This window comes from Halorubrum distributum JCM 13561 (genome assembly GCF_000337395.1).
Classification (GTDB): Archaea; Halobacteriota; Halobacteria; order Halobacteriales; family Haloferacaceae; genus Halorubrum; species Halorubrum distributum.
Genome location: NZ_AOJF01000034.1, coordinates 62,727 through 84,880, shown reverse-complemented (window position 1 = coordinate 84,880; position 22,154 = coordinate 62,727). Strand labels below are relative to the sequence as shown.

General features: G+C 73.2%; 20 protein-coding genes and 1 pseudogene. 5 read left to right on the top strand and 16 right to left on the bottom strand.

Going from position 1 to position 22,154, the window contains the following annotated elements; translation table 11 throughout:
* Positions 1 to 73: 73 nt before the first annotated feature.
* From C470_RS16085 to C470_RS07815, 3 genes are all read left to right on the top strand, one after another.
* Positions 74 to 247 carry a DUF7331 family protein gene (locus C470_RS16085; protein WP_004599863.1) on the top strand — a complete coding sequence of 58 codons (174 nt, stop codon included), beginning with the start codon at positions 74 to 76 and terminating at the stop codon, positions 245 to 247.
* A gap of 111 nt (positions 248 to 358) precedes the next feature.
* Positions 359 to 829, top strand: coding sequence for a DUF7322 domain-containing protein (locus C470_RS07820; RefSeq protein WP_008366461.1), 471 nt, complete (start codon positions 359 to 361; stop codon positions 827 to 829).
* A gap of 26 nt (positions 830 to 855) precedes the next feature.
* Positions 856 to 1,326: a DUF7346 family protein gene (locus tag C470_RS07815; protein ID WP_008366460.1), complete on the top strand. Its 471-nt coding sequence runs from the start codon at positions 856 to 858 to the stop codon at positions 1,324 to 1,326.
* A 353-nt stretch (positions 1,327 to 1,679) separates the two neighbouring features.
* On the opposite strand, the gene rad50 is transcribed toward C470_RS07815, so the two are convergent.
* The 4 genes from rad50 to C470_RS07795 form a co-directional block, all read right to left on the bottom strand.
* Positions 1,680 to 4,373 carry a DNA double-strand break repair ATPase Rad50 gene (gene rad50, locus C470_RS07810; RefSeq protein WP_008366459.1) on the bottom strand — a complete coding sequence of 898 codons (2,694 nt, stop codon included), beginning with the start codon at positions 4,371 to 4,373 and terminating at the stop codon, positions 1,680 to 1,682.
* On the bottom strand, positions 4,370 to 5,806 hold the full coding sequence (mre11, locus tag C470_RS07805; RefSeq protein ID WP_008366458.1) for a DNA double-strand break repair protein Mre11: 1,437 nt from the start codon (positions 5,804 to 5,806) through the stop codon (positions 4,370 to 4,372). The genes rad50 and mre11 overlap by 4 nt, the downstream gene beginning before the upstream one ends.
* Positions 5,803 to 6,156, bottom strand: coding sequence for a hypothetical protein (locus C470_RS07800; protein ID WP_008366457.1), 354 nt, complete (start codon positions 6,154 to 6,156; stop codon positions 5,803 to 5,805). The genes mre11 and C470_RS07800 overlap by 4 nt, the downstream gene beginning before the upstream one ends.
* A gap of 77 nt (positions 6,157 to 6,233) precedes the next feature.
* A complete protein-coding gene (locus tag C470_RS07795; protein ID WP_004598708.1) occupies positions 6,234 to 6,497 on the bottom strand; it encodes a helix-turn-helix domain-containing protein in 264 nt (87 codons plus the stop codon).
* A gap of 193 nt (positions 6,498 to 6,690) precedes the next feature.
* On the opposite strand from C470_RS07795, the pseudogene C470_RS07790 reads away from it, so the two are divergent.
* Positions 6,691 to 7,994, top strand: a pseudogene (locus tag C470_RS07790) (proteasome-activating nucleotidase).
* A 57-nt stretch (positions 7,995 to 8,051) separates the two neighbouring features.
* On the opposite strand, the gene C470_RS16390 reads toward C470_RS07790, so the two are convergent.
* The 12 genes from C470_RS16390 to C470_RS07735 form a co-directional block, all read right to left on the bottom strand.
* Positions 8,052 to 8,183 carry a hypothetical protein gene (locus tag C470_RS16390; protein ID WP_007345815.1) on the bottom strand — a complete coding sequence of 44 codons (132 nt, stop codon included), beginning with the start codon at positions 8,181 to 8,183 and terminating at the stop codon, positions 8,052 to 8,054.
* 89 nt (positions 8,184 to 8,272) lie between these two features.
* Complete coding sequence (locus C470_RS07785) at positions 8,273 to 9,448, bottom strand: DHH family phosphoesterase (RefSeq protein ID WP_004598712.1); 1,176 nt, start codon at positions 9,446 to 9,448, stop codon at positions 8,273 to 8,275.
* A gap of 125 nt (positions 9,449 to 9,573) precedes the next feature.
* Positions 9,574 to 10,476 (bottom strand): NAD-dependent epimerase/dehydratase family protein, encoded by a 903-nt coding sequence (locus C470_RS07780; RefSeq protein ID WP_008366456.1) that lies wholly within the window; start codon positions 10,474 to 10,476, stop codon positions 9,574 to 9,576.
* Positions 10,473 to 10,925 carry a DUF5791 family protein gene (locus tag C470_RS07775; protein WP_008366455.1) on the bottom strand — a complete coding sequence of 151 codons (453 nt, stop codon included), beginning with the start codon at positions 10,923 to 10,925 and terminating at the stop codon, positions 10,473 to 10,475. The genes C470_RS07780 and C470_RS07775 overlap by 4 nt, the downstream gene beginning before the upstream one ends.
* Before the next feature lie 80 nt (positions 10,926 to 11,005).
* The gene (locus tag C470_RS07770; protein ID WP_008366454.1) at positions 11,006 to 14,236 is read right to left on the bottom strand and encodes a DUF7286 family protein; all 3,231 of its coding nucleotides are present in this window, start codon (positions 14,234 to 14,236) and stop codon (positions 11,006 to 11,008) included.
* Positions 14,230 to 14,898, bottom strand: a complete 669-nt coding sequence (locus tag C470_RS07765) for a DUF7284 family protein (protein WP_008366453.1) — start codon at positions 14,896 to 14,898, stop codon at positions 14,230 to 14,232. The genes C470_RS07770 and C470_RS07765 overlap by 7 nt, the downstream gene beginning before the upstream one ends.
* Positions 14,889 to 15,362, bottom strand: coding sequence for a DUF7285 family protein (locus C470_RS07760; protein WP_008366452.1), 474 nt, complete (start codon positions 15,360 to 15,362; stop codon positions 14,889 to 14,891). Before C470_RS07760 ends, C470_RS07765 begins: the two co-directional genes overlap by 10 nt.
* Before the next feature lie 6 nt (positions 15,363 to 15,368).
* Positions 15,369 to 15,869: a DUF7283 family protein gene (locus C470_RS07755; protein ID WP_007345819.1), complete on the bottom strand. Its 501-nt coding sequence runs from the start codon at positions 15,867 to 15,869 to the stop codon at positions 15,369 to 15,371.
* 83 nt (positions 15,870 to 15,952) lie between these two features.
* On the bottom strand, positions 15,953 to 17,785 hold the full coding sequence (locus C470_RS07750) for a hypothetical protein (protein WP_008366451.1): 1,833 nt from the start codon (positions 17,783 to 17,785) through the stop codon (positions 15,953 to 15,955).
* Positions 17,782 to 19,722: an ATPase, T2SS/T4P/T4SS family gene (locus C470_RS07745; protein WP_008366450.1), complete on the bottom strand. Its 1,941-nt coding sequence runs from the start codon at positions 19,720 to 19,722 to the stop codon at positions 17,782 to 17,784. Before C470_RS07745 ends, C470_RS07750 begins: the two co-directional genes overlap by 4 nt.
* A gap of 73 nt (positions 19,723 to 19,795) precedes the next feature.
* Positions 19,796 to 20,260 (bottom strand): DUF7311 family protein, encoded by a 465-nt coding sequence (locus C470_RS07740; protein WP_008366449.1) that lies wholly within the window; start codon positions 20,258 to 20,260, stop codon positions 19,796 to 19,798.
* A 7-nt stretch (positions 20,261 to 20,267) separates the two neighbouring features.
* Complete coding sequence (locus C470_RS07735) at positions 20,268 to 20,987, bottom strand: DUF7310 family coiled-coil domain-containing protein (protein ID WP_008366448.1); 720 nt, start codon at positions 20,985 to 20,987, stop codon at positions 20,268 to 20,270.
* Between the two features lie 74 nt (positions 20,988 to 21,061).
* Here C470_RS07735 and C470_RS07730 point away from each other — a divergent pair, with 74 nt between their 5' ends.
* Complete coding sequence (locus C470_RS07730) at positions 21,062 to 22,141, top strand: tubulin/FtsZ family protein (protein ID WP_007995196.1); 1,080 nt, start codon at positions 21,062 to 21,064, stop codon at positions 22,139 to 22,141.
* Positions 22,142 to 22,154 lie beyond the last annotated feature (13 nt).

The window sequence follows — 22,154 nt, the reverse complement described above, 5'->3', positions numbered from 1 at the left end:
AACTCGGCTTTCGGGTGCGGCGAGGTATCCCGCCACGGAAAGGCATATATTGTGTGACGACTTACCATGGTCTATGTCTTCGGACCCACGTTCCGAACCCCAGGCGGCTCGCCCGGCCGATTCCGACGCGGTCGACGCCGAGGTGGAGGCGTACGAAGACGACGGGAACGTGGTGCTTTTCGACGCCACGAACCCCCTCGCGTGGGTCGAAGCGAGCCGAACCGTGCGGCTCGCCGACGCGGTCTGAAGCGGCTCTCGGCCTCGATCCTCCGTTCCGTCGCAGCGCGCCTGTTCCACCGTAGCCGCGGCGCCGCGTCCGGACGGAACCCCTTTGCCCCGGCGCGGCGTACGCCCGGGCGTGTTCAGCCTCGACGAGGACGACGAGGGCGAGATCTCCGTCGGCGAGAGCTCCGACGCCGAGCGGGAGATGACGCCCGACATTCCGAAAGCGCCCTCGGTGAAGTCGTTCGACGACGGCGGCGACTTCGAGGGCGCGAGCGACGTGGACCAGGGGACCCTCCGCGCGTTCGTCGTCGCCGTCATCTACGCCAACGCCGCCGTCCTCCTCGTCGCGCTCGGCCCGATGGTGTGGTTCTTCGAGGGCTGGTCGCGGATCGGTCCGGCGCTGTTCGTCGGGGGGGTCCTGGCGGGCGTCCGGACCTACCAGACCTACCGATCGTGGAAGCGCTCGCGGGACGAGGCGGACGAAGCCGCCGAGGGCGAAGCAGACGCTGAAGCCGCCGAGGGCGACGAGAACGCCGAGACGGACGGAGACGCCGAACCCGACGAGGACGACTTCGACCCCGACGCGGCGCCCCCGGAAGCGTAATGTCCGCGGGCCTCTCCGCTTCCACCATGCAGACGGTCCGCGACGGCGACGGCGAGACGTACCTCCTCGTGAAACGCTCCGCGGAGTCCAGCCGCGTGCGGGACCCGGCCACCGGCGCGGAGCGGTACGTCGACAACGAGGAGCTCAGCGTCGTTGACGGCGAGTCACCGCTCGCGACCGCGGCCTCCGGCGTGCCGGAACCGGTCCGCCGGACGCTCGGCGCGGTCCGCGACGACCGGTCGCTCGGCCTGCTCGCCGTGGTCGTCGACGAGGGACCGATCGCCGCGATCGACCTCCTCGACGCGGCCGACATGTGCGAGTCCGACCTCCACGGGACGCTCACGGAGTTCCGTGCGGCGGGACTGGTCGACGAGGCCGAGGTCGCCGGGCGACGCGGCTACGAGGCGACCGCGGTCGCGGTCGAGGCGCTCGAACTGTTGCGGGACGGATCGGCGGAGGAGGGCGACGGATCGGCGGAGGAGGGCGACGGCGACTGATACCTCGCTTATAACCGCTATCTGCGGCCGGCTGCGGCTGTTCGCTTATAAATAGTTGATTCTAGATCGACGACGAACAGCTCCAAGGCCCCAGCCTCGCGGCTGCCCCTTTGAGCCCCACCCGACCGCGACCGCACGGCACCTCACGCCTCCCCAGCCTCGTCGGGCGCGTCCGTCGGGCTCCCTTCGGTCGNNNCTCGCGGCCGCCGGTGGCGGCCGCTCGCAGGCACGCGCCGACGTGGAGGGGCGGGCTGACGTCGCCGCCGTCCCTCTCAGCGGCGGTGTCCCCGCGGGCTTCCACCGCTCCTGCCGTCGTCGGATATTTATAAAGGAAACAGTCGCATCGGTGGCGCTCAGTCGTCCGCGAGTTCGGCGACGTCGAGGTCCGCCGCGTCCTCCCGGCGGACGGTCGAGCGGTTCGAGCGCGGGTCCTTCTCGACGGTGACCAGCTCGTCGGCCGCGCCGACCAGCTCGTCGTCGTGGCTCACGATGACGATCTGGCGCACGCCGAAGCCGCGCATCTCCTCGACGAGCCGGACGAGCCGCGAGACGTGGCCGGAGTCGAGGAACACCGTCGGCTCGTCGAGGATGAGCGGCGGGGTCGGCGCCGCGCCCTCGATCCCCTCCGAGAGCAGCCGGTAGATCGCACAGCGCAGCGAGAGGTTGAACAGGGCGCGCTCGCCGCCGGAGAGCTGCTCGGGGTCGAGCGGCTCGCCGTCCTTCTGGTAGACGGTGAGGACGTACTCGCCGTCGAGTTCGATGTGCGAGTAGGCGTCGTTGCCGTAGACGAGCTCGAACGTCTCGTTGAGGGTGCGCTCCAGCTCGGTGACGTTGCGCTGGCGGAGCTCCGCACGCAGGTCGCCGTACATCGACTCCAGCTCGCTCGTCTCCTCGTGGAGCGTTTCGAGCGCTTCGACGGTATCAGCGAGTCCGTCACGCTCCGCTCGGAGCTCTTCCAGCTCGCTGAGCTCGCCTTTCACCCCGCCGATCGCGTTCTGAAGCTCCTCCCGCCGTTCGTTGAGACGGTCGAGCTCCTCGGCGACCTGTTCGAGGTACTGCTCGGCGTCGGCTTTCCGCTCCTTCGCGTTCTCGACCGCGTCCTCGTCGACGGCGTCCGCGAGCTCGTCGCGGCGCTCGCGCTTGTCGGCGAGCCGGTCGCGCCGCTCGTCGTTCACCTCGTCGAGGTTCTCTCGCTTCTCGCGGCGGCGCTCGATCTCGTCTTCCGCCTCCGCGATCGCGGACAGGCGCTCCTCGACAGCCGTCACCGCCTCGCGGGCGGCGTCGACCGCTGACAGCGACGCCTCCAGCTCGTCGACGCGCTCCGCGGCCGCCTCCGCCTCCTCGCGCTTCTGGGCGGCAACCTCACGGGTCTCTTCGGCCTCCTCCCTGAGGTCGGCCGCGCGCTCGCGCTTCTCCTCGGCCGTCTCCCGCTTCCGGTCCGCCGCCTCTCGCTTCTCTTCGACCCGCGCTTCGAGGGTCTCGACCCGCTCGTCGATCTCGTCGAGCCGGTCCGCGGCGCTCGCGAGCTCGTCCAGCTCCGCGATCCGCTCGTCGAGGTCGTCCTCGCGTTCGCGGGCGTCCTCCAGTTCGGCTTCGAGCTCCGCGACCCGCTCGCGGTCCTCGTCGATCCCGCTGGCGTGCGGCGAGTCCTCGACCGGTTGGCCGCACTCCGGGCACTTTCCCGCCGCGAGCAGCTCCTCGGCCTCTTCGACCCGCTCGCGGGCGTTCTTCAGCTCCGCCGACAGCTCGGCGATCCGCTCGCGGACCTCGCCGCGCTCGTCGCGCAGCGCGTCCCGCTCGTCGGCGACGCCGTCGCGGTCGACGTCCGCGTCGGCGGCCGCGAACCGGTCGTGGAGCCCGTCTGCCTCATCGCGGAGCTCCTCGATCGACGCTTGGGCGTCCTCGGCGTCCTCGGCCGCCGCCTCCGCCTCGTCGGCGAGCTCGTCGGCCTCGGACTCGATCTCCGCGGCGCGCTCGGTGCGGTCGTCCGCCTTCCCGGCGAGGTTCGTCGCCTGGTTCCGGAACGCCTCGGCGCTCACCCGCTCGTCGTCGAGCTCCCCGCGGACCTCCGCCTCCCGGTCGTCGAGCTCCGCGCGCCGGTCGGCGATCGCTGTCTCGGTCGCCGCGTCGAGCCCGGCGTCGTCGAGCCGGTCATCGATCGCGGCCTCGATCTCGTCGATCCGCTCGCGCGTCTCGCGGATCGCGTCGCGGTGCTCGTCGCGCTCGCGCTCGGCCTTCCGGATCGACGCCTCGATCGCGTCGATCTCCGACTCCACCGACTCCAACTCCTCCCGCTTCTCGGCGTGGGTCTCGAGCGTCTCGGCGGCCGCGTCGCGCGTCTCTTTCGCCTGCTCCCGCTGCGTCTCGTACCGGTCGATCTCGTCGGTGACGTCGCCCAATTCGCTCTCCAACTCGTTGAGCCGCCCGTGGAGGTCGCGGTCCTCCTTCGCGGCGATCTGCTCGTCGAGCTGGTCGAGCCGCCCGCGACGGTTCTCCAGCACGTCCTCGACGCCGAGCCGAGCGTCGCCGGCGCGATCGCGGTACTCCTCGAGCTTCCCCAGCTGGAGCAGGTCGTCGATCGTGTCCTGTCGCTCCCGCGGGGTGGCGTTGATGAGCTTGTTCACCTCGCCCTGCCGGACGTACGCGCAGTTGACGAACGCCTCGGCGTCCATCCGTAGCAGCTCGGTGACGAACTCGCGGACCGCCCGCGCGCCGTCGCGCGTCACGTCGCTCCCGTCGGTCGACTCGAGCGTACACTGGTGGTCGATCCGGCCGTCGTACGACTTGAGCCGCCGCTCGACCCGGTAGGAGGCGCCGTCGTGGGTGAACCACAGCTCGACCTCCGTCTCCGCCTCGCCGTTCGTGATGACGTCTTCGAGGGTGCCGTCGAGCGCCTTCGACCCGTACAGCGCGAAGAAACAGGCCTCCAACAGCGACGACTTCCCGCTGCCGTTGAGCCCGTGGATGACCGTCACGCCCTCGGTCAGCCGCAGGTCGGCGTCGCCGTACGGCTTGAAGTTCGCGAGGCGGACGCGGTCGAACTTCACAGGTAGTCCTCCATGGAGACTTGGCCGTCGTTCGACGCCGGATCGGGGTCCGTCGCCTCCGCGCGATCGGACTCGGCGTCCGGCTCGTCAGTGGTCGATTCGTCCGGGTCTGTGTCGGCCGCGTCTGATTCGTCCGACTCGGATCCGTCGGTGTCTGCTTCCTCGGTGCCTGCCTCCTCGCCGTCGTCCGCCTCCTCGCCGTCGTTCACCTCTTCGCCGTCGTCCGCCTCCTCGCCGTCGTTCACCTCTTCGCCGTCGTCCGCCTCCTCGCCCTCGACCGCCTCCGCGTCCGACTCGACCGGCTCGAACGCGCCGAGGTCCGCCTCCTCGTCGAGCCGCTCCTCGATCCGCCGCTTCACCGTCTCGCGGACGTTGGCGTCGGGGACCGTGTCCTCTCGGACCGCGCGCTCGACGTCGCGCGCGGCGGTCGACAGCGCCATCTCGTCGAGCCGGTCGCGGACGGCGTCTTCGGGGTCGGCGAAGCTCACGTCCACCTCGCCGTCGGCGTCGACCTCGCGTCTGTCCGTGACGCGCGCGATGAGCGCGCCCTCGTCGGTGGCGAACTCCTCGACGGCCGCGGGCGTCACCGGGTCGCCCTCGCCGGTGATCTCGACGTGGACGACCGCCTCGGCGAGGTCGTACTCGCGCACGCGCTCGCGGACCCGGGACTCGCCTTCCCCCTCGCGCAGTTCGACCGAGACGAAGACGAACGGACGGGTGTCGAGCGCGCGGCGTCGGATCTCGACGCGGTCGTCGCCCCCGGCCGCGTCGGCGTCGAAGACGACGAGGTTGTAGCCGCGCCCCTCGCGCTCGCTCGCGCTCGCGCGCTCGGTCGAGCCCGGGTACGTGACCCACGTGTCCGCGACCTCGGCGGTGTCGGGCTTGTGGTTGTCGCCGAGCAGCATGGCGTCGAACGCGACGTCGCTCTCGGTCAGCACGGTCTCCGTGTCCCAGTCGGCGTAGCCGAACGGCTCGAAGAGGCCGTGTGCGACGAGCGCCGCGTACTCGGCGTCGTGGTCGGCGAACGCGTAGTCGAGGTCGTCGCGCCGCGAGACGGGGACGTGGTCGAGGCCGTAGAAGGCGGTGTCGCCCACGACGACCGGCTCGTCGCCGAGCCGGGTCGCGAGGCCGAGGCGCTCGAAGAGGTCGAGCCACTGCCCGCCCCGCGTCGACTCGTGGTTGCCGACGACCGCGAGGAAGGGGATCCCGGCGTCGTCGAGCCGGCGGAGGACGGAGATGGTCCCCATCAGATCGTCGAGTTCGGGCCGGCGGTCGTGGAAGAGGTCGCCGGCGTGGACGACGGCGTCGACGCCGTCGTCGACCGCGTCGTCGACCACGGCCTCGAACGCGTCGAGGAAGTCCTGGCGCCTGACCGGCGAGTGGTACTGCGAGTACCCGATGTGGGTGTCGCCGGTGTGGATCACCCGTGTCATCTGTTCGCGTCTTGGCCGGTGTCCGGCTTAGGGATTCCGGGGCCGGAGCGGAAGTGGTCGGAGTCGCAGTTGCCGCCTTCTTTGACCGCTGCGGCCCGCCGGTACCCTCGGTACGCGGCGAGGGCGTCACGGCCCCGTTCTGCGGTCGCCTCGTCGCCCGCGCGCTCCGCGGCATCGACCGCGTCCGCCAGCCGGTCCAACCCGACGGCGTCGACGAACCCCGCCGCGCGCCGGAGGTCGGCGCGCGCGGCGTCCGCCTCGTCGATCACTGCGGCGTACGGGCGCCTCGCGGTGTCGGTGCGTGTCGCGAGCGCGGCCAGAGCGCGCTTGACGGCGGTAGTCGAGACCACGGGCCCACTGGCGCGGTATCGGATATAAATCGTCGCGGACGGTCGTCTCCGACGCTCAGGTGCCCGGAGTCAGACGCTCAGATGCCCAGCGAGTACAGGCGCTTTCGCGCGTCCGTGAAGGAGAACCGCGAGTCGACGACGCCCTCCTCTTCGAGCCGCGACAGCGCGTAGCGGACGGTCCGGGGCGGGAGCAGCGTCTCCTCGGCCAGTTCGCTCTGGGTCAGCGTGTCGTTGTAATCCAGCACCTTCGCGACCAGCTTCGCGCTCGGGGGGAGGTCGCGAACGGCCGCCCAGCGGTCCGCGGTCCCGTCGTCGGCGGTGACGGCATCGGTCGTGCTCATGCGTGGTCCGATCGTCGTCATGCCGATTAATAATATTTACTATCCATTTTAATTATTTTGAGTTATATCTTGGCGGTCAACGGTATCGATAGTCGCGGGCGCAGACCGCCGTCGCTCGCCGTCTCGCTGGCGGAACGCCCCCATCGTGCCCCCACCCGAAGCCTCTTATCCGCGAGACGCTTTAATAAACACAATGAGCGATACGGTCGACGACGTCGATATGCCCTACGACGAGGGAGCGGCGTCGAAACAAGAGAAAATCGACTCCCTTCAGGAGCGGCTCGACGTCCTCGAGTCCCAAAACGAGGAGATGCGCGACAAGCTCCTCGACGCCAACGCGGAGAACAACAAGTACCAGCAGAAGCTCGAGCGGCTCACCCACGAGAACAAGAAGCTGAAGCAGTCCCCGCTGTTCGTGGCGACGGTGCAGGAGATCACGCCCGACGGCGCCGTGATCAAACAGCACGGGAACAACCAGGAGGCGCTCACGGAGATCACCGACGAGATGCGCGAGAAGCTCGACCCCGACGACCGCGTCGCGGTCAACAACTCCCTGTCCGTGGTCAAGAAGCTGGAGAAGGAGACCGACGTCCGCGCCCGCGTGATGCAGGTCGAACACTCCCCGGACGTCACCTACGCCGACATCGGCGGGCTCGAAGACCAGATGCAGGAGGTCCGGGAGACCGTCGAGATGCCGCTGGAACACCCCGACATGTTCGAGGACGTGGGCATCACGCCCCCGAGCGGCGTCCTGCTGTACGGCCCGCCGGGCACCGGGAAGACGATGCTCGCGAAGGCCGTCGCCAACGAGACGGACGCGACGTTCATCAAGATGGCCGGCTCCGAGCTCGTCCACAAGTTCATCGGCGAGGGTGCCAAGCTGGTCCGGGACCTCTTCGAGGTCGCCCGCGAGAACCAGCCCGCCGTCCTCTTCATCGACGAGATCGACGCCATCGCCTCGAAGCGGACGGACTCGAAGACCTCGGGCGACGCCGAGGTCCAGCGGACGATGATGCAGCTGCTCTCCGAGATGGACGGCTTCNCTCGAAGCGGACGGACTCGAAGACCTCGGGCGACGCCGAGGTCCAGCGGACGATGATGCAGCTGCTCTCCGAGATGGACGGCTTCGACGAGCGCGGCGAGGTCCGCATCATCGCCGCGACCAACCGCTTCGACATGCTCGACCCCGCCATCCTCCGCCCCGGTCGCTTCGACCGCCTCATCGAGGTTCCCAAGCCGGAGACCGAGGGCCGCGAGATCATCTTCCAGATCCACACCCGCAACATGAACCTCGCCGACGGCGTCGACTTCGCCGAGCTGGCCGAGCTGACCCCGGACGCCTCCGGCGCCGACATCAAGGCGATGTGTACCGAGGCCGGGATGTTCGCCATCCGCGACGACCGCACGGAGGTCACGCTCGACGACTTCCTCGAGGCCCACGAGAAGCTCAGCAAAGACGAGGAGACGAGCGCCGACGACTCGCTGGCGTTCGCCTAATCGGGCCGCGCCCCGATTCGGGAGCCGCCGTCGACTCGCTTTTTCCCGCGACCGTCCTCACAGCGCCGCGACCGCGAGGTACGGGACCACGAACACGAGCAGGAACACCAGTCCGACCGCGAGCGCGTAGCCGGCGCCGACGCCGGCGAGCGCGAGCCATCCGTCGTCGAGCGCGTCAGCGACGTTCATGTCGGACGCACCGCGGCTCGGAACTTAAATCCGGGCGCTCGCGTTACCGCGAACGCCTGTCGCGCGCGGCCGCACCGCGTCGGCCCCGGTCACACGTCGCCCGCCATCGCCCGGAACAGCCCGTCTGCGAGGGCGTCGCGGTCGACGGTCTCGGGCTCTCCCTCCCCGGTGGGGTCGACGCTCGGTTGGATCGTCCCGCCGCCCATCCGGGAATGGCCCCCGCCGTTCCCGTTGTCGACGTCGTCTAACACCGCCGCTATCGCGTTGCCCATGTGGACCCGATCGTCGCGCGACCGCCCCGAGAGGTGGACGGTCCCGTCCCGCTCGCCGATCACCACGACGGCGCTGACCCCCTCGAGCTGGATCAGCTCGTCCGCCGCCTGCGGGATCGCGTCGACGTTGTTCACGCCGCCGACGTCGGCGACCCCGAACGACCCCTCGATGCGGCGTCCCGCGATCGCCCGCGCCTTCACCTCCAGCACCTCCGCGTCGACCGCGGGGTTCGCGATGCGGTCGAGCCGGTCCTGGTCGACGCCGGGGTAGAGGTAGGCGGCCGCCGCGAAGTCGGGCTCGCTGGCGCCGACGGTGAGGTGCTTCGTGTCGGCCAAGATCCCGTACAGCAGCCCGGTCGCCGTGTCAGTCGACAGCGTCAGGGCACTCGCCGTCTCGCTCGCGTGCTTGTCGGGGGGCACGGGGACGGCGTCGTTGTCTTGGAAGTACTCGGCGACGACCGACGCGGTCGCGCCGTAGTCGGTCCGCACGTCGGTGAACGACTCGCCGGCGCCGTCTCCCGGGTGGTGGTCGACGACCGCCGTCGGCAACACGCCGTCGGCGCCGGCGAACCCCCGCGGCTCGTTGTGGTCGACCAGGACCACCGACTCCGCCGCGAGGTCGCTCACGTGTTCGATCGGCTCCAGTTCGAGGTCGAGAACGGTCCGGAACGCCCGGTTCTCCTGGTGACGGATCTGGCCGGGGTACTGGACGGTCGCGTCGACGTCCACCTGGGCGGCGAGCGAGGCGACCCCGACCGCGGCCGACATCGCGTCCGGGTCCGGGTTCGGGTGCATCAACACCGTTATCTCGTCTTCGTCGGCCAGCAGTCGGCGGAACCGCACCCCCGGCGTCCGTCGGGACCGCAGCACCACCACTCCGGCCGCGACGGCGATCAGGACGACGAGCGCCACGGCGACGGCGAGCTCGGGATTCTCTCGGGCCATGGCCTCCGCCTGCGAGAACCGGTCGCCGACAGCGCTCATCGCTCGCATGGGTTGTGCCGAATCGCTCCCGACACATGAAGGTTCGTTACCGTTCTGACGGAGTGAAATCGACGGAAAACGGCCGCATTCGGGCAACTACCCACCGAACTGACCGGCCGTCCGGTCGAGGCGTGCTACTCGGTCCGCGCTCGGTACGCACGCACGGCGTCGCGGTACCCCGACCGGAACGTCGGGTGGACGAGCTCGTAGCCGAGTTCGCGGAGCAGCGCGTTCGAACACCGCTTGCTCGTTCGAATCCGGCGCTCGGCGGCCGCGGAGAGGTCGCCGGCCGCGATCCGCTCCTCTTTCGACAGCTTCTCCGGCCGCGGGACGCCGCAGGCGTCGGCGAGCCAGTCGGCGAACGCGTGTTTGTCGACCGGTTCGTCGTCGACGACGAGGACGACGCGGTCCCGTGCGCGGTCCGTCTCCAAGAGGTGTCGGATCGACCCCGCGGCGTCCGCGCGGTGGACCATGTTCAGGTAGCCGGCCGTCACCGGTCCCTCCACGTACCGCTCCAGTCGGTATCGGTCGGGGCCGTACAACCCCGCGAACCGGACGACGGTCCCGTCCACCCCGGCGTCGCCCGCGCGCTCGGTCGCGATCCGCTCGGCCTCGGCGAGGACGCGGGTCTTCTCGGTGGTCGGCTCGACCGGCGTCTCCTCGTCCACCCAGCCGCCGTCGTGGTCGCCGTACACGCCGGTCGAGGAGGTGTACACCAGCCGGTCCGGCGGCGAGGGGCGCGACCCGTACTCGTCGACGACGTTCGCCAGCCCGTCGACGTACACCTCCCGCGCCGCGTCGGCGCCGCGGCCGCCGGAACTGGCCGCGAAGACGACCGCGTCGGCGTCCGGCAGCGCCGAGAGCGACGCCGGGTCGGTCGCGTCCGCGCGGACGGCCTCGACGTCGGGGGCGACGGCGTCGACCGCGTCGAGCCCGGCGTCCGACCGCCGGACGCCAGTCACCGCGTGGCCGCGGGCGTCGAGTTGGCGTGCCAGCGCCAGCCCCACGTAGCCGCAGCCGACGACGACGACCCTCATGGCTTCCGGCGCTCGATGACCGCGAGGATCTCGGCGAGCTGTCCGAGCGTCATCGCGGTCCGTCCTTCCAGTGCCTGCTGGACCTCCTGACCGGTGAGGTCGGCGTCGATCTTCGCGGCGATCGCGTCGACGTCGAGGACGGCGGTCGCCATCCCCATCAGCAGGTGATCGCGCACCTCCGCCACCATCGCGTCGGCGTCGCGGTCCGGGTTCGCCGCCGCGAGGACGGCCGCTCCGTCCGCGAGCGAGAGCGCCGTGACGTCCCCGTCGCGGACGGCGTTCGCGTCCGCCTCGCTCAGTCCGACCTCGTCGACGAGCGGGTCGGCATCGACGCTCGCCGCCGCATCCGACACCATCGCTTCGAAGGCGGCGAGCAACTCCGGCGCCGTCGGCTCATCGGCGTCGACGTGGGGTCCATCGCCGCGACCGTCGACGACCTCGTGGAACATACCGTCACTCGATCGCCGCGTCTCAAAACGCCTGCGGTCGGCGGCCTTCCGACCGTTCGACGCTTCGATCGACGGGTTCCTCACGCCCCCGTACAGTCGTCGCCCTCCCCCGGAGTCGCGCTCAGGGGACCCGGACACGGCCAGCCGGCGGACGTCTCCTCGCGCGTTCCGTCGACGTCGCCGACGCCCGGCGGCCCGGCGGGGACGGCGACGACGACGACCGTCCGCGTCTCGAACGCGACCGGCTCGGTCCTCCCGAGCGCGACCGACTCGCCGTCCACCTCGACGCTGACCGCGCCGGGTTCTCGGACGTACTCGAACGGGCGGTCTGGCGTCCCGACGTTCGCGCGGAGGGCGAACCGGGGGTACTCGCCGCGCACCTCGACGTTCCACGCGTTGACCGTCGCCACCCAGTAGCCGGGGACGGGCGCGACCGGAAGTCCCGCCCCCACGGTCCGAACTGGCTTCGGGACCCGCTCGTCCGGGACCGACGCGACCGCCTTCTGGGCGCGGGATTCGATCTTCGACTCGACCTTCTTCCGGCGAATCGCACGGGACGCGGCCGTCGTCTCGTCGACGAACCGGGCCGGAACGCGGACCGCGTTCCGCCCCGCCTCCTCGCGCGCCTCGACGCGGAGGTGCGCGGCGAGCCCGAGCCGCTCGGCCGACGAAAGGGAGCCGACCCGCGCCGCCTCGCTCGCGACGCGATCCGGATACCCGCCGTCGCCGACCGCGACGGCCCGCTCGCCGAGCGAGTCGTACTCGGCCGCAGTGTTCTCCAACACCGCGTTCCGCTCTTCGCGCGAGAGGTCGGTCCGCGCCGCGAGCCGGTCAGCCAGCGCGTCGTCGACGCGTCGCAGCGAGGCGTCGACCCGGCCGGCGAGCGCGCGTCGGTCGGCGCGCAGGTCGTCGCCGCCACCCGCCGCGAGCGCCTCGTCGGCCGCGAGGAGCGACCGCCCGGCGACGCCGAGACGGACCGTGTCGTCGGTGCCGAGGATTCGGTCGGCGATTCCGCCAGAGACGTCGCTGTACGGGAGGGTGACGTAGTTCACGTTCCGGGTCGCGAGCGGTCGCGTCGTCGTGCCGTCGACGCCCTCGACGCGCTCGCCGTCGACCGCCGTCCGCGGGAGGTACCCGGGTGACCCCTCCGGGGCGAACGTGACGGCGCCGCCCGGCCCCTCGTCGCCGACGCTGTAAGTCCCCGGGTCGCGGGCGGCCTCGCGGCTGGCGATCACCTCGCCGACTGGCGGCCCTCCGAACGCGTCGTTCACGCGTCCGAGAACCCCCTCCGTCGCGGCCTCCCTGTCTTCGGACGCCGATTCGAGCTCCGCGATTACGGCGTCGAGATACGCGACGCGAGCGGCGACGCGCCCCCGGTCGACCGCGCCATCGTACCTCGGCGGGGCGTCGCGGAGCGCGTCCCGGCGGTCGCGCACGGTCGCGGCGAGGTCCCGGTACGGGGTCGACTTCCCGGCCGCGGTGTCCGCCATCGACGCCTCGGTCTCGATCTCGCGGACGCGCTCCGACAGCGACGAAACGTCCCTCGCGATCCGGTCTACGTCCGCGTCCGACCGATCGCCGTACACGACCGTCGACCGCGTCTCGTCGCCCCCTTCGACGGCGTCGCGCGCCAGTCGGTCGACGTCGCCGTCGGTTTGGACGTTCAGGGCCGCCCTCGCGGCCGCAGGCGTGTCCGCGAGGTCCGGCCCGTCGACGTCGCCGCCCTCGGCGGCGCCGAACGTCGCCGTCGGCCTGTCGGGCGCGCCGTCGCGGGGCGCGTACGTCCCGGTCACTGACACGCGGACGCGGTATCGGTCCGTCGCCTCGTCGCTCGTCACGGAGCGGTCGACGCGCACGTTCTGTACCGTCCCGTTCGGCCCCCGCTCGACGACTCGCCGCTCCCACGTCGCGGTCGCCTCGCGCTTGACGAGGACCTCCCGCGTCGCGCCGCCGAAAGACACCGACTCGCCGGCCGACACCGTCGCGCCGTCGGTCCCGGTTCGGAGGTCGCTCCCGCCGACCACGCGGACGCGCTCCGTCCGCGACGCGTCGACCCGTTTCCACGGTTCGTCGAGCAGCGATCGGGGGCGGTCCGGCGTCACGGGGCCGCCGTCGGTCACCCGGGTCGTCTCCGTCTCCGCGGTCGCCTCGACCCGGTGGCTCGCCCGAACGATCGATTCGAGGTCGTCGTGGACGCGCGTTGCGGCCCGGTCGGCCGCGTGCCCGACCTCGACCGACGCGGTCTCGCTCGTCGCGTCCGAACCCGGGTCGAAGGCCGCGTCCTCGCTCGCCGTCGCGTCCCCGATCGAGGCCGAGGTTCCCCCCTCGCTGTCCCCCGCCCCCGTCGGCGTCGGCGCTCCGAGGACGGCGTCCGTCCACGAGGCCTCGTGGACGCCGGTCGGCGACAGCAGATCGGTCACGCCGGTCCGGGCGGCCGCGCGGGCGACGCCGCCGCGCGCGTCGGGGTCGCTGGTCCCGAACACGTCCCGCTGGACGCGGACGATCCCGGCGTTCGTCGACAGCTCGACGTGGCGGTTCGCGACGACGTTCTCGACCGGGGCGCCGGCGTACTGGCCGTACCCCCGGGCCCACGCCATCGCGTAGAGGCTGGCGGTGACCTGTCTGCCGAGTCCGGGCCCCTCGACGGGGCCGCGGTTGAGTCGGCGCTCGAACCGTTCGGTTCGCTCGTGAGCGGCCAGGGTCGGCACGGCGACCGTGACCGTCCGCGACCGCGTGCGGTTCACGACGGTCCGGCCGTCCCGCGTCGCGGTCGTCGCGACGCCCTCGAAGGTGACCCGCGTCGCGGTCCCGTTCGCGGCCGGTTCGACGCCGACCCGCTCGCGCGCCGCGACGAGGTCGTCGGCCGAGTCGACCGCCGGGAGCGAGGCGTTCGCCGTCACGCCGCCGACGTCGCTCTCGACCGCGCGCAGCGCCTCCGCCCCGGCGATAGCGAGCCGGACCCGGAACGCGTCCTCGAAGGCGGACCCCTCGCGGACCGCTTCGGCCCCCGGTTTCGTTCCTTCTGGCCCGCGCGTCACCGGCTCCGCGGCCGCGTCGTGAGCGGCCTCTCGGGCCGCGCTCCTGAGCGCGGCGGTGGCGTCGGCCTCGACCCGCTCGACCGCGCGTTCGACGCGGCGGTCCTCCCCGACCAGTCCCTGCTCGGCCAGCCCCGCGGCGTACGCCGAGCTCGTCACGAGCAACAGCACGCCGACGAGCGCGAAGGGGACTCGCGCCCGCTCGTCGACGGTGAACGTCCGCGAGCGACCCCCGTCCGCGGCCCGACCGCGGCCTCGTTCTCCCACGATCACCACCTCCGGACGACGATCCGAACGACGCCGCCCGACGAGCGGCGCTCGCCCCTTGCGCCGTCGAACCGGTCCGGAACCGGCTGTCGGACCACCGCGACGCCGATGTCGGCGTTTCGCGGCGGTTCGGGGCCGACGGCGACTGCCACTCCGGCATCGCTCGTGTCGTCCGCTCGGTCCCGCCCGCCGCGGCCGTCGACCCCTCCTACCGGGACCGCCTCACCGGCGATCGAGTGCGGAGACGCCGCCGCTCCGCCCCGGGTCCTCGGAGCGCCGGGCGCCCCATGCGATCCGCCGCCTCCCGTGGCGGCGACGGTGTCGTCCGCGTCGCTCTCGCCGCCGCGTCGGACCGTTACGTCGACCCGCGTCCGCGGACCGACTCCCGCGCGGACCGCCTCGACGGCCCCGCGGTCGAACGCCCCGTCCGCGTCACGGACGGCGACGAGCGCGAGCAGCTCCGCGCGGGTCGCGTGGGCGCGCCGAGTGCCGTTCGGCGCGCCCTCGTCGGGGTACGACACGGTCGCGGTCTCGGTGACGAGCCGGTCCGCGGCGTCGGTCGCGGTCGGGCCGTCGGGACCGCCGACGTCGCTCGCGCCGAGCGCGACGACGCTCGCGGAGACGCACAGCAGCAGCACGGTCACGTCGAGGACGGTGCTGGTCACCGCCACACCACCGCCCGGAGGGTCCCGCGCACGTTACGGCCGGGCGCGACGCGGACCGTCACCCGCCGCTCCGCGACCGCGACGGCGTCCGGCGACCGGACCTCCGGCGGTCCCGGTGCGTCCGGGCCCGACGCGGCCAGCCACCGCTCGCCGTCCGCTTCCAGTTCGATCGCGGTCGCGGTCCCCGGCGCCTCGACCCGCCGCATCCGGTTCGGATCGACGACGCCGCCGACGGTGAGCGTCTCCTCGACGCGGTCGAGCGCCGCCCTCGCGGCCGATCGGTCGTCGTCGGGGGCAGCGTCCCCGAACGCGCCGGCGTACAGCCCCAACGCGAGTCCGACGACCACCACTGCGACGAGCGCGGCGGTCGGTTCGACGGCGGCACGGTCGGCGGTCGAGAACGTCGCAGTCGGTCGCTTCGACGCCCCCGTCGCATTCGACTCGTCCCGCCTTGCGGAGTCACGTACCACGTGCGATCACCCCACGAGCGTGACGCGGACGTCGCCGTAGTGGACCCGTCGAACCGTGATCCGCTCCGGTGCGGGCGTCCACGTCGCGTCCGCCGCTCGCGCGCGCTCGGCCGCCGCCGCGAGCGCCGCCGGATCGTCGAACGCGGCGTCCGGGGGAGCGCCGGCGAGGACGCGCCGAAGCCGCGCGTCCGTCGTCGCCGCCGGACTCACCCCCGCCGCCGGCCGGATCACCGGCGTGATCCGCGGGGCGTCGAGCGTCGCCCGCGCCGTCGTCCGATCGTCGCCGAGCGAGACGGAGCCCTCCGCGAGCCGGAGCCGCTCCGCGGCGATCCCGTGTTCGGCTGTCGCCGGGTACTCCCCGTCCGCGACCGAGTCGATCGTGTGCGCCACGCCGTCGGCGTCCGGCGGCGGCGAGGCCGGAAACGATGCGGCCACGCCGACGGCCGCGACGCTCACGACGGCCAGACCGAGCCACGCGTACGTGGCGTCGAGGTGCGTCTCGAACATGGCGCGGCTGGCCGCGGCTTGGTATATAAATGATCGGCGCGGAGGTCGGGTCCGAACGCGACCTCGTTCACCCGCCGGCCGACTCAAAACAGGAGTCCGGCGCCGGCGAACGCGACGAGGAACGTCGCGGTGGCCGTCGGCAGCGCGATGCCGATCCGGTACGCCACCAACGTCCGGTCGAACCCCCGCTCCAGGCCGGTCGCAAGCCCGGTGAGGAGCGCGGCGAGCAGCAGCACGTACGTCCCGACGATCCGTCCGAGGACCGGCACCGAGAGGGTCCCCGCACCGCCGCTCGCCTCCGCCGCGCCGCTCCCGCCGGCCGCACCGCCGGCGCCGGCGGTCGCTCCGCCTCCGGCGCTCAGCCCGCCGCCGCCGAGCGCGTCGGCCCCCGCGGCCGCCCCGGTGCCGAGACTGCCGACGTCGACCGCGTCGATCCCCGTCGCGAGCGCGACGGTCGCCCCGCCGACGAGCGGCGCGAACACCGCGGCGGTGTTCGAGAGCGTCCCCGTGACGGTCGCCAGTTGGCGGCGCGCGTCGCGTTCGAGATCGCGCAGGGACTCCAGTTGGTCCGCGAGCTCCAGCAGGACGTCGCCGGCCGGCCGCCCTTCGCGCGCGGCGACGGCGAGGAGCGCGATCGCGCCCCGGAGCCGGGGCGACGGGACGGCGGCCGCCGGCCCGCCCTGTCCGAGGAACGCCTCGCGGACGCCGACCCGCAGCGTGTCGCTCCGCCGTCCGGCGCGCTCGAACAGCTCGCCGGTCGCGCCGTCCAGCCGCTCGCCGGCGTTCGCGACCGCGGTCTCGACCGCGACGCCCTCCGCCACGTCGCCGCCGATCACGGTCATCGCGTCCGGGAGCCCTCGCTCGACGTCGCGCACGTCCGACAACACGGCCCGACGGGGTCTCGCGACGACGAACAGCGCGCTCCCGACGCCGACGCCGACCCCCGCGACCGGCCACGCCCACGGCGCGACGGCCCGCGCGGCGACGACGGCCGCCGCCGCCCCGAGTGCGCACCCGACGAGGAGGGCGTGGCCGCGTCGCTCCGGCACGTCCGGGTGGTCACCGTTGATTTCCGGCGGCGGGAACGCGACTGGGCGGCGAAAGAGCAGCCACGCCGAGGCGGCCAGCAGTCCGGCGGGAAGCGCGACGAGGTACAGGCCGGCGACGAGGCCGGGGCCGATCGCGACGCCGGCGGCGGCGCCCGCGGGAAGCAGCGCGATGAGCGCCAGCGGGAGCAGCACGCCGAACGCGTACAGCGCGGAGACCGGCCCGCGGACCGCGCCGACGAACGACGCGAGTCGGTCGGTCGTCCCCGAGAGCGTCGCGTCGAGTGCGCGGTCCAGACACCGGCCGCGGCGTTCCGGCGGCGCGGTCGCCGCCGTCCGGACGAGCGCCGCGGCGCGGTCGATCGCCGGGAACCAGGGGCGCCACTCGCGGGCGAAGGCCCGAAGTCCGCTCGTCGGGCCGTCCGCGCACCCACGCTCGTGGCGGGCGAGCGCCGCGGCCAGCGGCCCGTCCCCCGTCCGCCCGGCGAACCGAACCGCCCGCTCGGTCGAGGGGTCGAGCCGCATCCGCAACACGAGCCGCCCGACGAGCCCCGGCGCCGCGCCGAGCGCCCGCGTCCGCCGAAGCGACGCGAGCCACACCGGCGCCCGGTGGACGGCGTGAACCCCGCCGACGAAGGCGGCCAGCCCCGCCGGTGCGGCGGCGACCGCGCCGGCGAGGAGCGCCGCGACGGCGGTGACGACCGCGCCCGCGACGGCGCCGACCCGATACCCCACGGTCACGATCCGCTCGGCGGAGGCGTCCCATCCGAGGAACGCGACCGCCCGGCGCAGCTCCTCCGAAGCGGCCGAGTCGTCGTCCCCGGCGGATCGGAGGGTCCCGTCGGACGCTGTCGACCGGTGCCCCGTCATCGGTCGCCTCCGGCGTACCGCGTCGGCGCGATCCGTCCCGTTCGAACCGCGTCCCGGACTCGGTCGCTCCGCCGGTCGACGGCCGCTCGAACCGCCGCGTACGATTCGCTCGATCCCGCGAGGTCCTCGATCAGTCGGCTCTCGCCGCGGTCGATCCGGCCCGTCGCGACGAGTCCCTGCTCGGTCCGCTCGAAGAGCGGATCGAAGCTCACCCCGTCGCCCTGGTCGACGACCTCGACGATCGACTCGACGCGGTGGTCGTCGAGGACCGCGATCAGGTCGGTCGCGGCGAACGACGAGCGGGCGACCCCGAGATCGGTGACGACGCGCTCCTCGACGGCCGCCGGGTCCTCGCCGTGGATCGTTCCGAGAACCGTCTCGCCGGCGGCCCCGACGCGCATCGCCTCGTACAGCGCCCGCGCCTCCTCGCCGCGCACCTCGCCGACGCTTATGGCGCCGCCGCCCATGCGGAGCGCGGTCCGCACGGCGTCCGCGGGCGCGAGTTCGGCGCCGTCTCCGACGCGGAGTCGCTGGGCGTCCCGCCCGGCGTCGGCGAGCGCGTCCACCGGGAGCTCCGGCGTGTCCTCGATGACGATCGCCCGGGTTTCGGCGGGCAGTTCCCACAGCAGCGCCCCGAGCGCGGTCGTCTTGCCGGCCGCCCGGCCGCCCGCGACCAGTCCGGTCACGCCGCGCTCGACGGCGACCGACAACAGCCCCGCCGCCGCGGGCGTGAGGGTGTCGACGGACACAAGTCGAGCGAGCGTCCACGCCTCCGGATCGCCGCGCCGGAACGTGAACGAGAGGCCGTCGCTCGCCGGCGCCGTGGCGGCGGCGACCCTGACGCGACCGGTCTCGGATTCGATCGTCGCGTCCAGCGTCGGCGTCGCCCGCGAGAACGCCCGTCCGCTCTCTCGCCGAAGCCGCGACGCGAGCGTGGCGGCGCCCTCCGGCGGGAGCCGCACGTTCGTCCGGCACCGCTCGCCGTCGAGGACCACGCGGAGCGGGTTCTCCGCGACCGGCGCCGTCACCGTCGCGTCGCTCACCCGGTCGTCCGCGAAGACGTGTTCGAACGCGCCGTAGCCGTGGGTGTGTCGCCGCAGGACCTCGGTCAGGTCCGCGACCGGGTCGTCGTCGTCCGCCACGGCCCGCACCGCACGCCCGGGCGCCCTGTCGCCGCCGCGGGGGTCGTCGAGCAGCCGGTCGCGCGCGGCGGCCAGCGTCGCCACGCTCTCGGCGCCTAGGTCGGCGCTCGGCGGCGTGAGGTGGTACGTCCTGAGGGAGCCGTCGCCCTCGTAGAGCCGGACCGTCGCCCCGGTCGAGACCGTCCAGCGGTCGACCAGCGTCGCGCCCGGCGGGGGAGCGGCCGCGACGCGCGCGGTGGCGGCCGTCGGCCCGACGTGCGCCCGCAGGCGCTCGTTCAGGTCGCGATCGCTCTCCGCTTCGTCCGCGTCTCCGACGAGCTCCTCGGCGGCCGACAGCAGTCCCGTCTCGCTTGCGATCCGCTTCGCGGGACCCGCGCGTCCGGCCGCTTCCGCCGCCGCGCCGAGCGGGTCGCGGGCGACTCGCTCGGCGAGCCGCTCCTCGTGGAACTCGATCCGCTCGCGGAACCGTCCCGCGGCGATGAGAATCTCGGCTGCGCGGTCGGCGTAGGAGCGCTCTCGCCCGCGGTGTCGAGTCCTGATCACGTCCGCGTCCCGGTCGGTGAGCGTCGTGATAACGGTCGCGAGGCAGTCCGGGCTCGCGGCGAGGTCGCCGCGTCCGGGGCAGCCGTCGGCGTCGACGTCGAGGACGACCCGGTCCTCGACGCCCGTCCCCACGGGCTCGCGGAACGTCGGTTCGCATCGACACCCGCCGGCGTCGACGTCGACCCACGGGAGCCGTCGGAGCGGCGTCTCGCCGTCGTCGCCGGCGATCCGCTCGCTGAGACCGAGGTTCATGGCGGGCGTGGCCGCGGTTCGGTATATAAATGATCGCTCGAACGTCCGCCCGCTTGAACCCGGTCGATCGGATCTATCCGACGCGACGGATCCGGACCGTCGGACCCCCGTCGTCGACGTACCGGACCCGGATCCGGTTCGTTCCGCCCGGCCGGAGTTCGATCGCTCCGCCGGCGAGGTCGACGGCCGTCTCCGCGGGCCCGGTGCCGACGCGGAGCGTGCGCTCCGGCCGATCGTCGATCCGATACGCGAGCGCGAGGCCGCCCGGTCGGTCCGGCGACTCGACGAGCGCGACGCGATCGACGTCCGCCGCGGCGAACCCGGTCGGAACCCGGAGGAGCACCGTCGTCTGCGCCGCCATCGCGGGGTCGCTCACCGGGGTCGACCCGGCGACGACGCCGCCGATCGCCCGCTCCAGTCGGTCCGCCTCCGCGCCGATCCGCTCACCCGTCGTCGCGGTCCGGGCCGTCTCGACCGCGGGCATCGACGCCGCCAGCAGCGCGACCGCCACGAGGACGGTGAGGACCACGCGGATCACGGCGCGCTCACAGTGACTCCCGGAGCCGGTCCAGCGCGTCCGTCGCCCACGCGCCGTCGTCGCCGCCTCCGCCCTCCTCGGCGCTCTCGCTGTCGCCGGTACGCTGTCCGGACGTCGGCCGATCGTCCGGCAGGGCGGCGTCGAGGGCGCTCTCCGACGGAACCGCATCGTCGGGGCCATCCCGGTCCCTCGCGCCTCGATCTGGCGCGCCGCTCCCGCCGTCTCGCTCGGTCTCGCCGCTGGCGGCTCGACCGGCCCCGTCGCTGGCGCCCCGGCCGGCCCCGTTGCCGCCGCGGTCTCGCCCGCTCTCCCGTCCGGCCTCCGTCGCCCGCGCGAGCGCCAGATCGGCCCGTCGCTCGACCTCGCGGTTGACGGCCCTGACCGCCCCCGCGTAGCCGCGGATCGCCTGCGTCGCTGCCTCGAGCTCCGCGACGCGCTCCTCGAGGTCGTCGAGCCGCGATTCGAGCCGCTCGCGCTCGGCGGTCGCCTCCGCCCCCGCGGCGGCGTCCGCCGGGCGCGCGTCGCTCCCGGTCACCGCGCGCTCGACGGCGCTGAGGCGGGCCTCGATCCGGTCGTCCGCTTCGCTCGTGTCGGTCGTCGCCTCGTTCGCTCCGGTCGTCGCCTCGTTTGCCGCCGCCGTCCGCGTCGCCTCCGTTCCCGCGCTCGGCGGCTCCGGGTTCGGCGGCTCCACGCTCGGCGGCTCCGCACCCCGCGTGTTGTCGCTCATGCGCGCCGTTGCCCGCGGCTCCACTCTTAAACCTCGGGGAAAGGGTATTGTCGCGGGGAGTGATACGTCCTCGCATGAAAGCAGTCCTCCTCGGCGTCGGACAGGCGGGCGGCAAGCTGACGACCGCCATCGCGGAGTTCGACGCCGACGCCGGCTACGGCGCGGTCCTCGACGCGCTCGCCGTCAACACGGCCGCGGCCGACCTCGACCCGCTCCCGCTCGAAACGGTCCTCGTCGGGCAGTCGCGCGTTAACGGCCACGGCGTCGGCGGCGACAACGAACTGGGCGCGGAAGTGATGGACGAGGACGCGGTCGAGGTGCTCGACGCGCTCGCGCCGAAGGTCACCGCGGAGGCCGAGGCCGTGTTCGTCGTCGCGGGCCTCGGCGGCGGAACTGGCTCCGGCGGCGCGCCGGTCCTCGTCCGCGAGCTGAACCGGGTGTACGACGTGCCCGTCTACGCGATCGGAATCTTACCGGGTCGCGACGAGGGCACGATGTACCAGGTGAACGCCGGGCGGTCGCTGAAGACCCTGGTCCGCGAGGCGGACGCGACGATCCTGCTGGACAACGACGCGTGGCGCTCTTCGGGGGAATCCATGGAGGGCGGCTACGAGGCGATCAACGCCTCGATGGCGAAGCGGATCGGCCTCATCTTGGCCGCCGGCGAGGCGGTCGAGGGCGTCGGCGAGTCCGTCGTCGACACGAGCGAGGTGATCAACACGCTCCGCGCGGGCGGGATGGCCGCGGTCGGGTTCGCCTCCGCGCCCGCGGCCGAGGACCCGCAGGAGAACGTCACCACGGTGACGAGCGCGGTCCGCAGCGCGGTGATGACGGGCCTCTCGCTGCCGAGCGCCACCGACGCCGACGCCGCCCTCGTCGCGGTCGCCGGCGACCCGGACCGGATCTCGCGGAAGGGCGCGGAGAAGGCCCGGAAGTGGCTCCAAGAGGAGACAGGCTCGATGCAGGTCCGCGGCGGCGACTTCCCGCTCGACTCCGACCGGATCGCCGCCTTGGTCCTCCTCGCGGGCGTCGAGCGCTCACAGCGCGTCGAGGCGTTCTTGGAGCGCGCCAGGCAGGCGGTCCGCGACGAGCGCGAGGAGAAGCCCGACCCGGCGGCCGCGTTCGAGAACGACGAGATCGACGACCTGCTCTGAGCGCGCTCCGCCG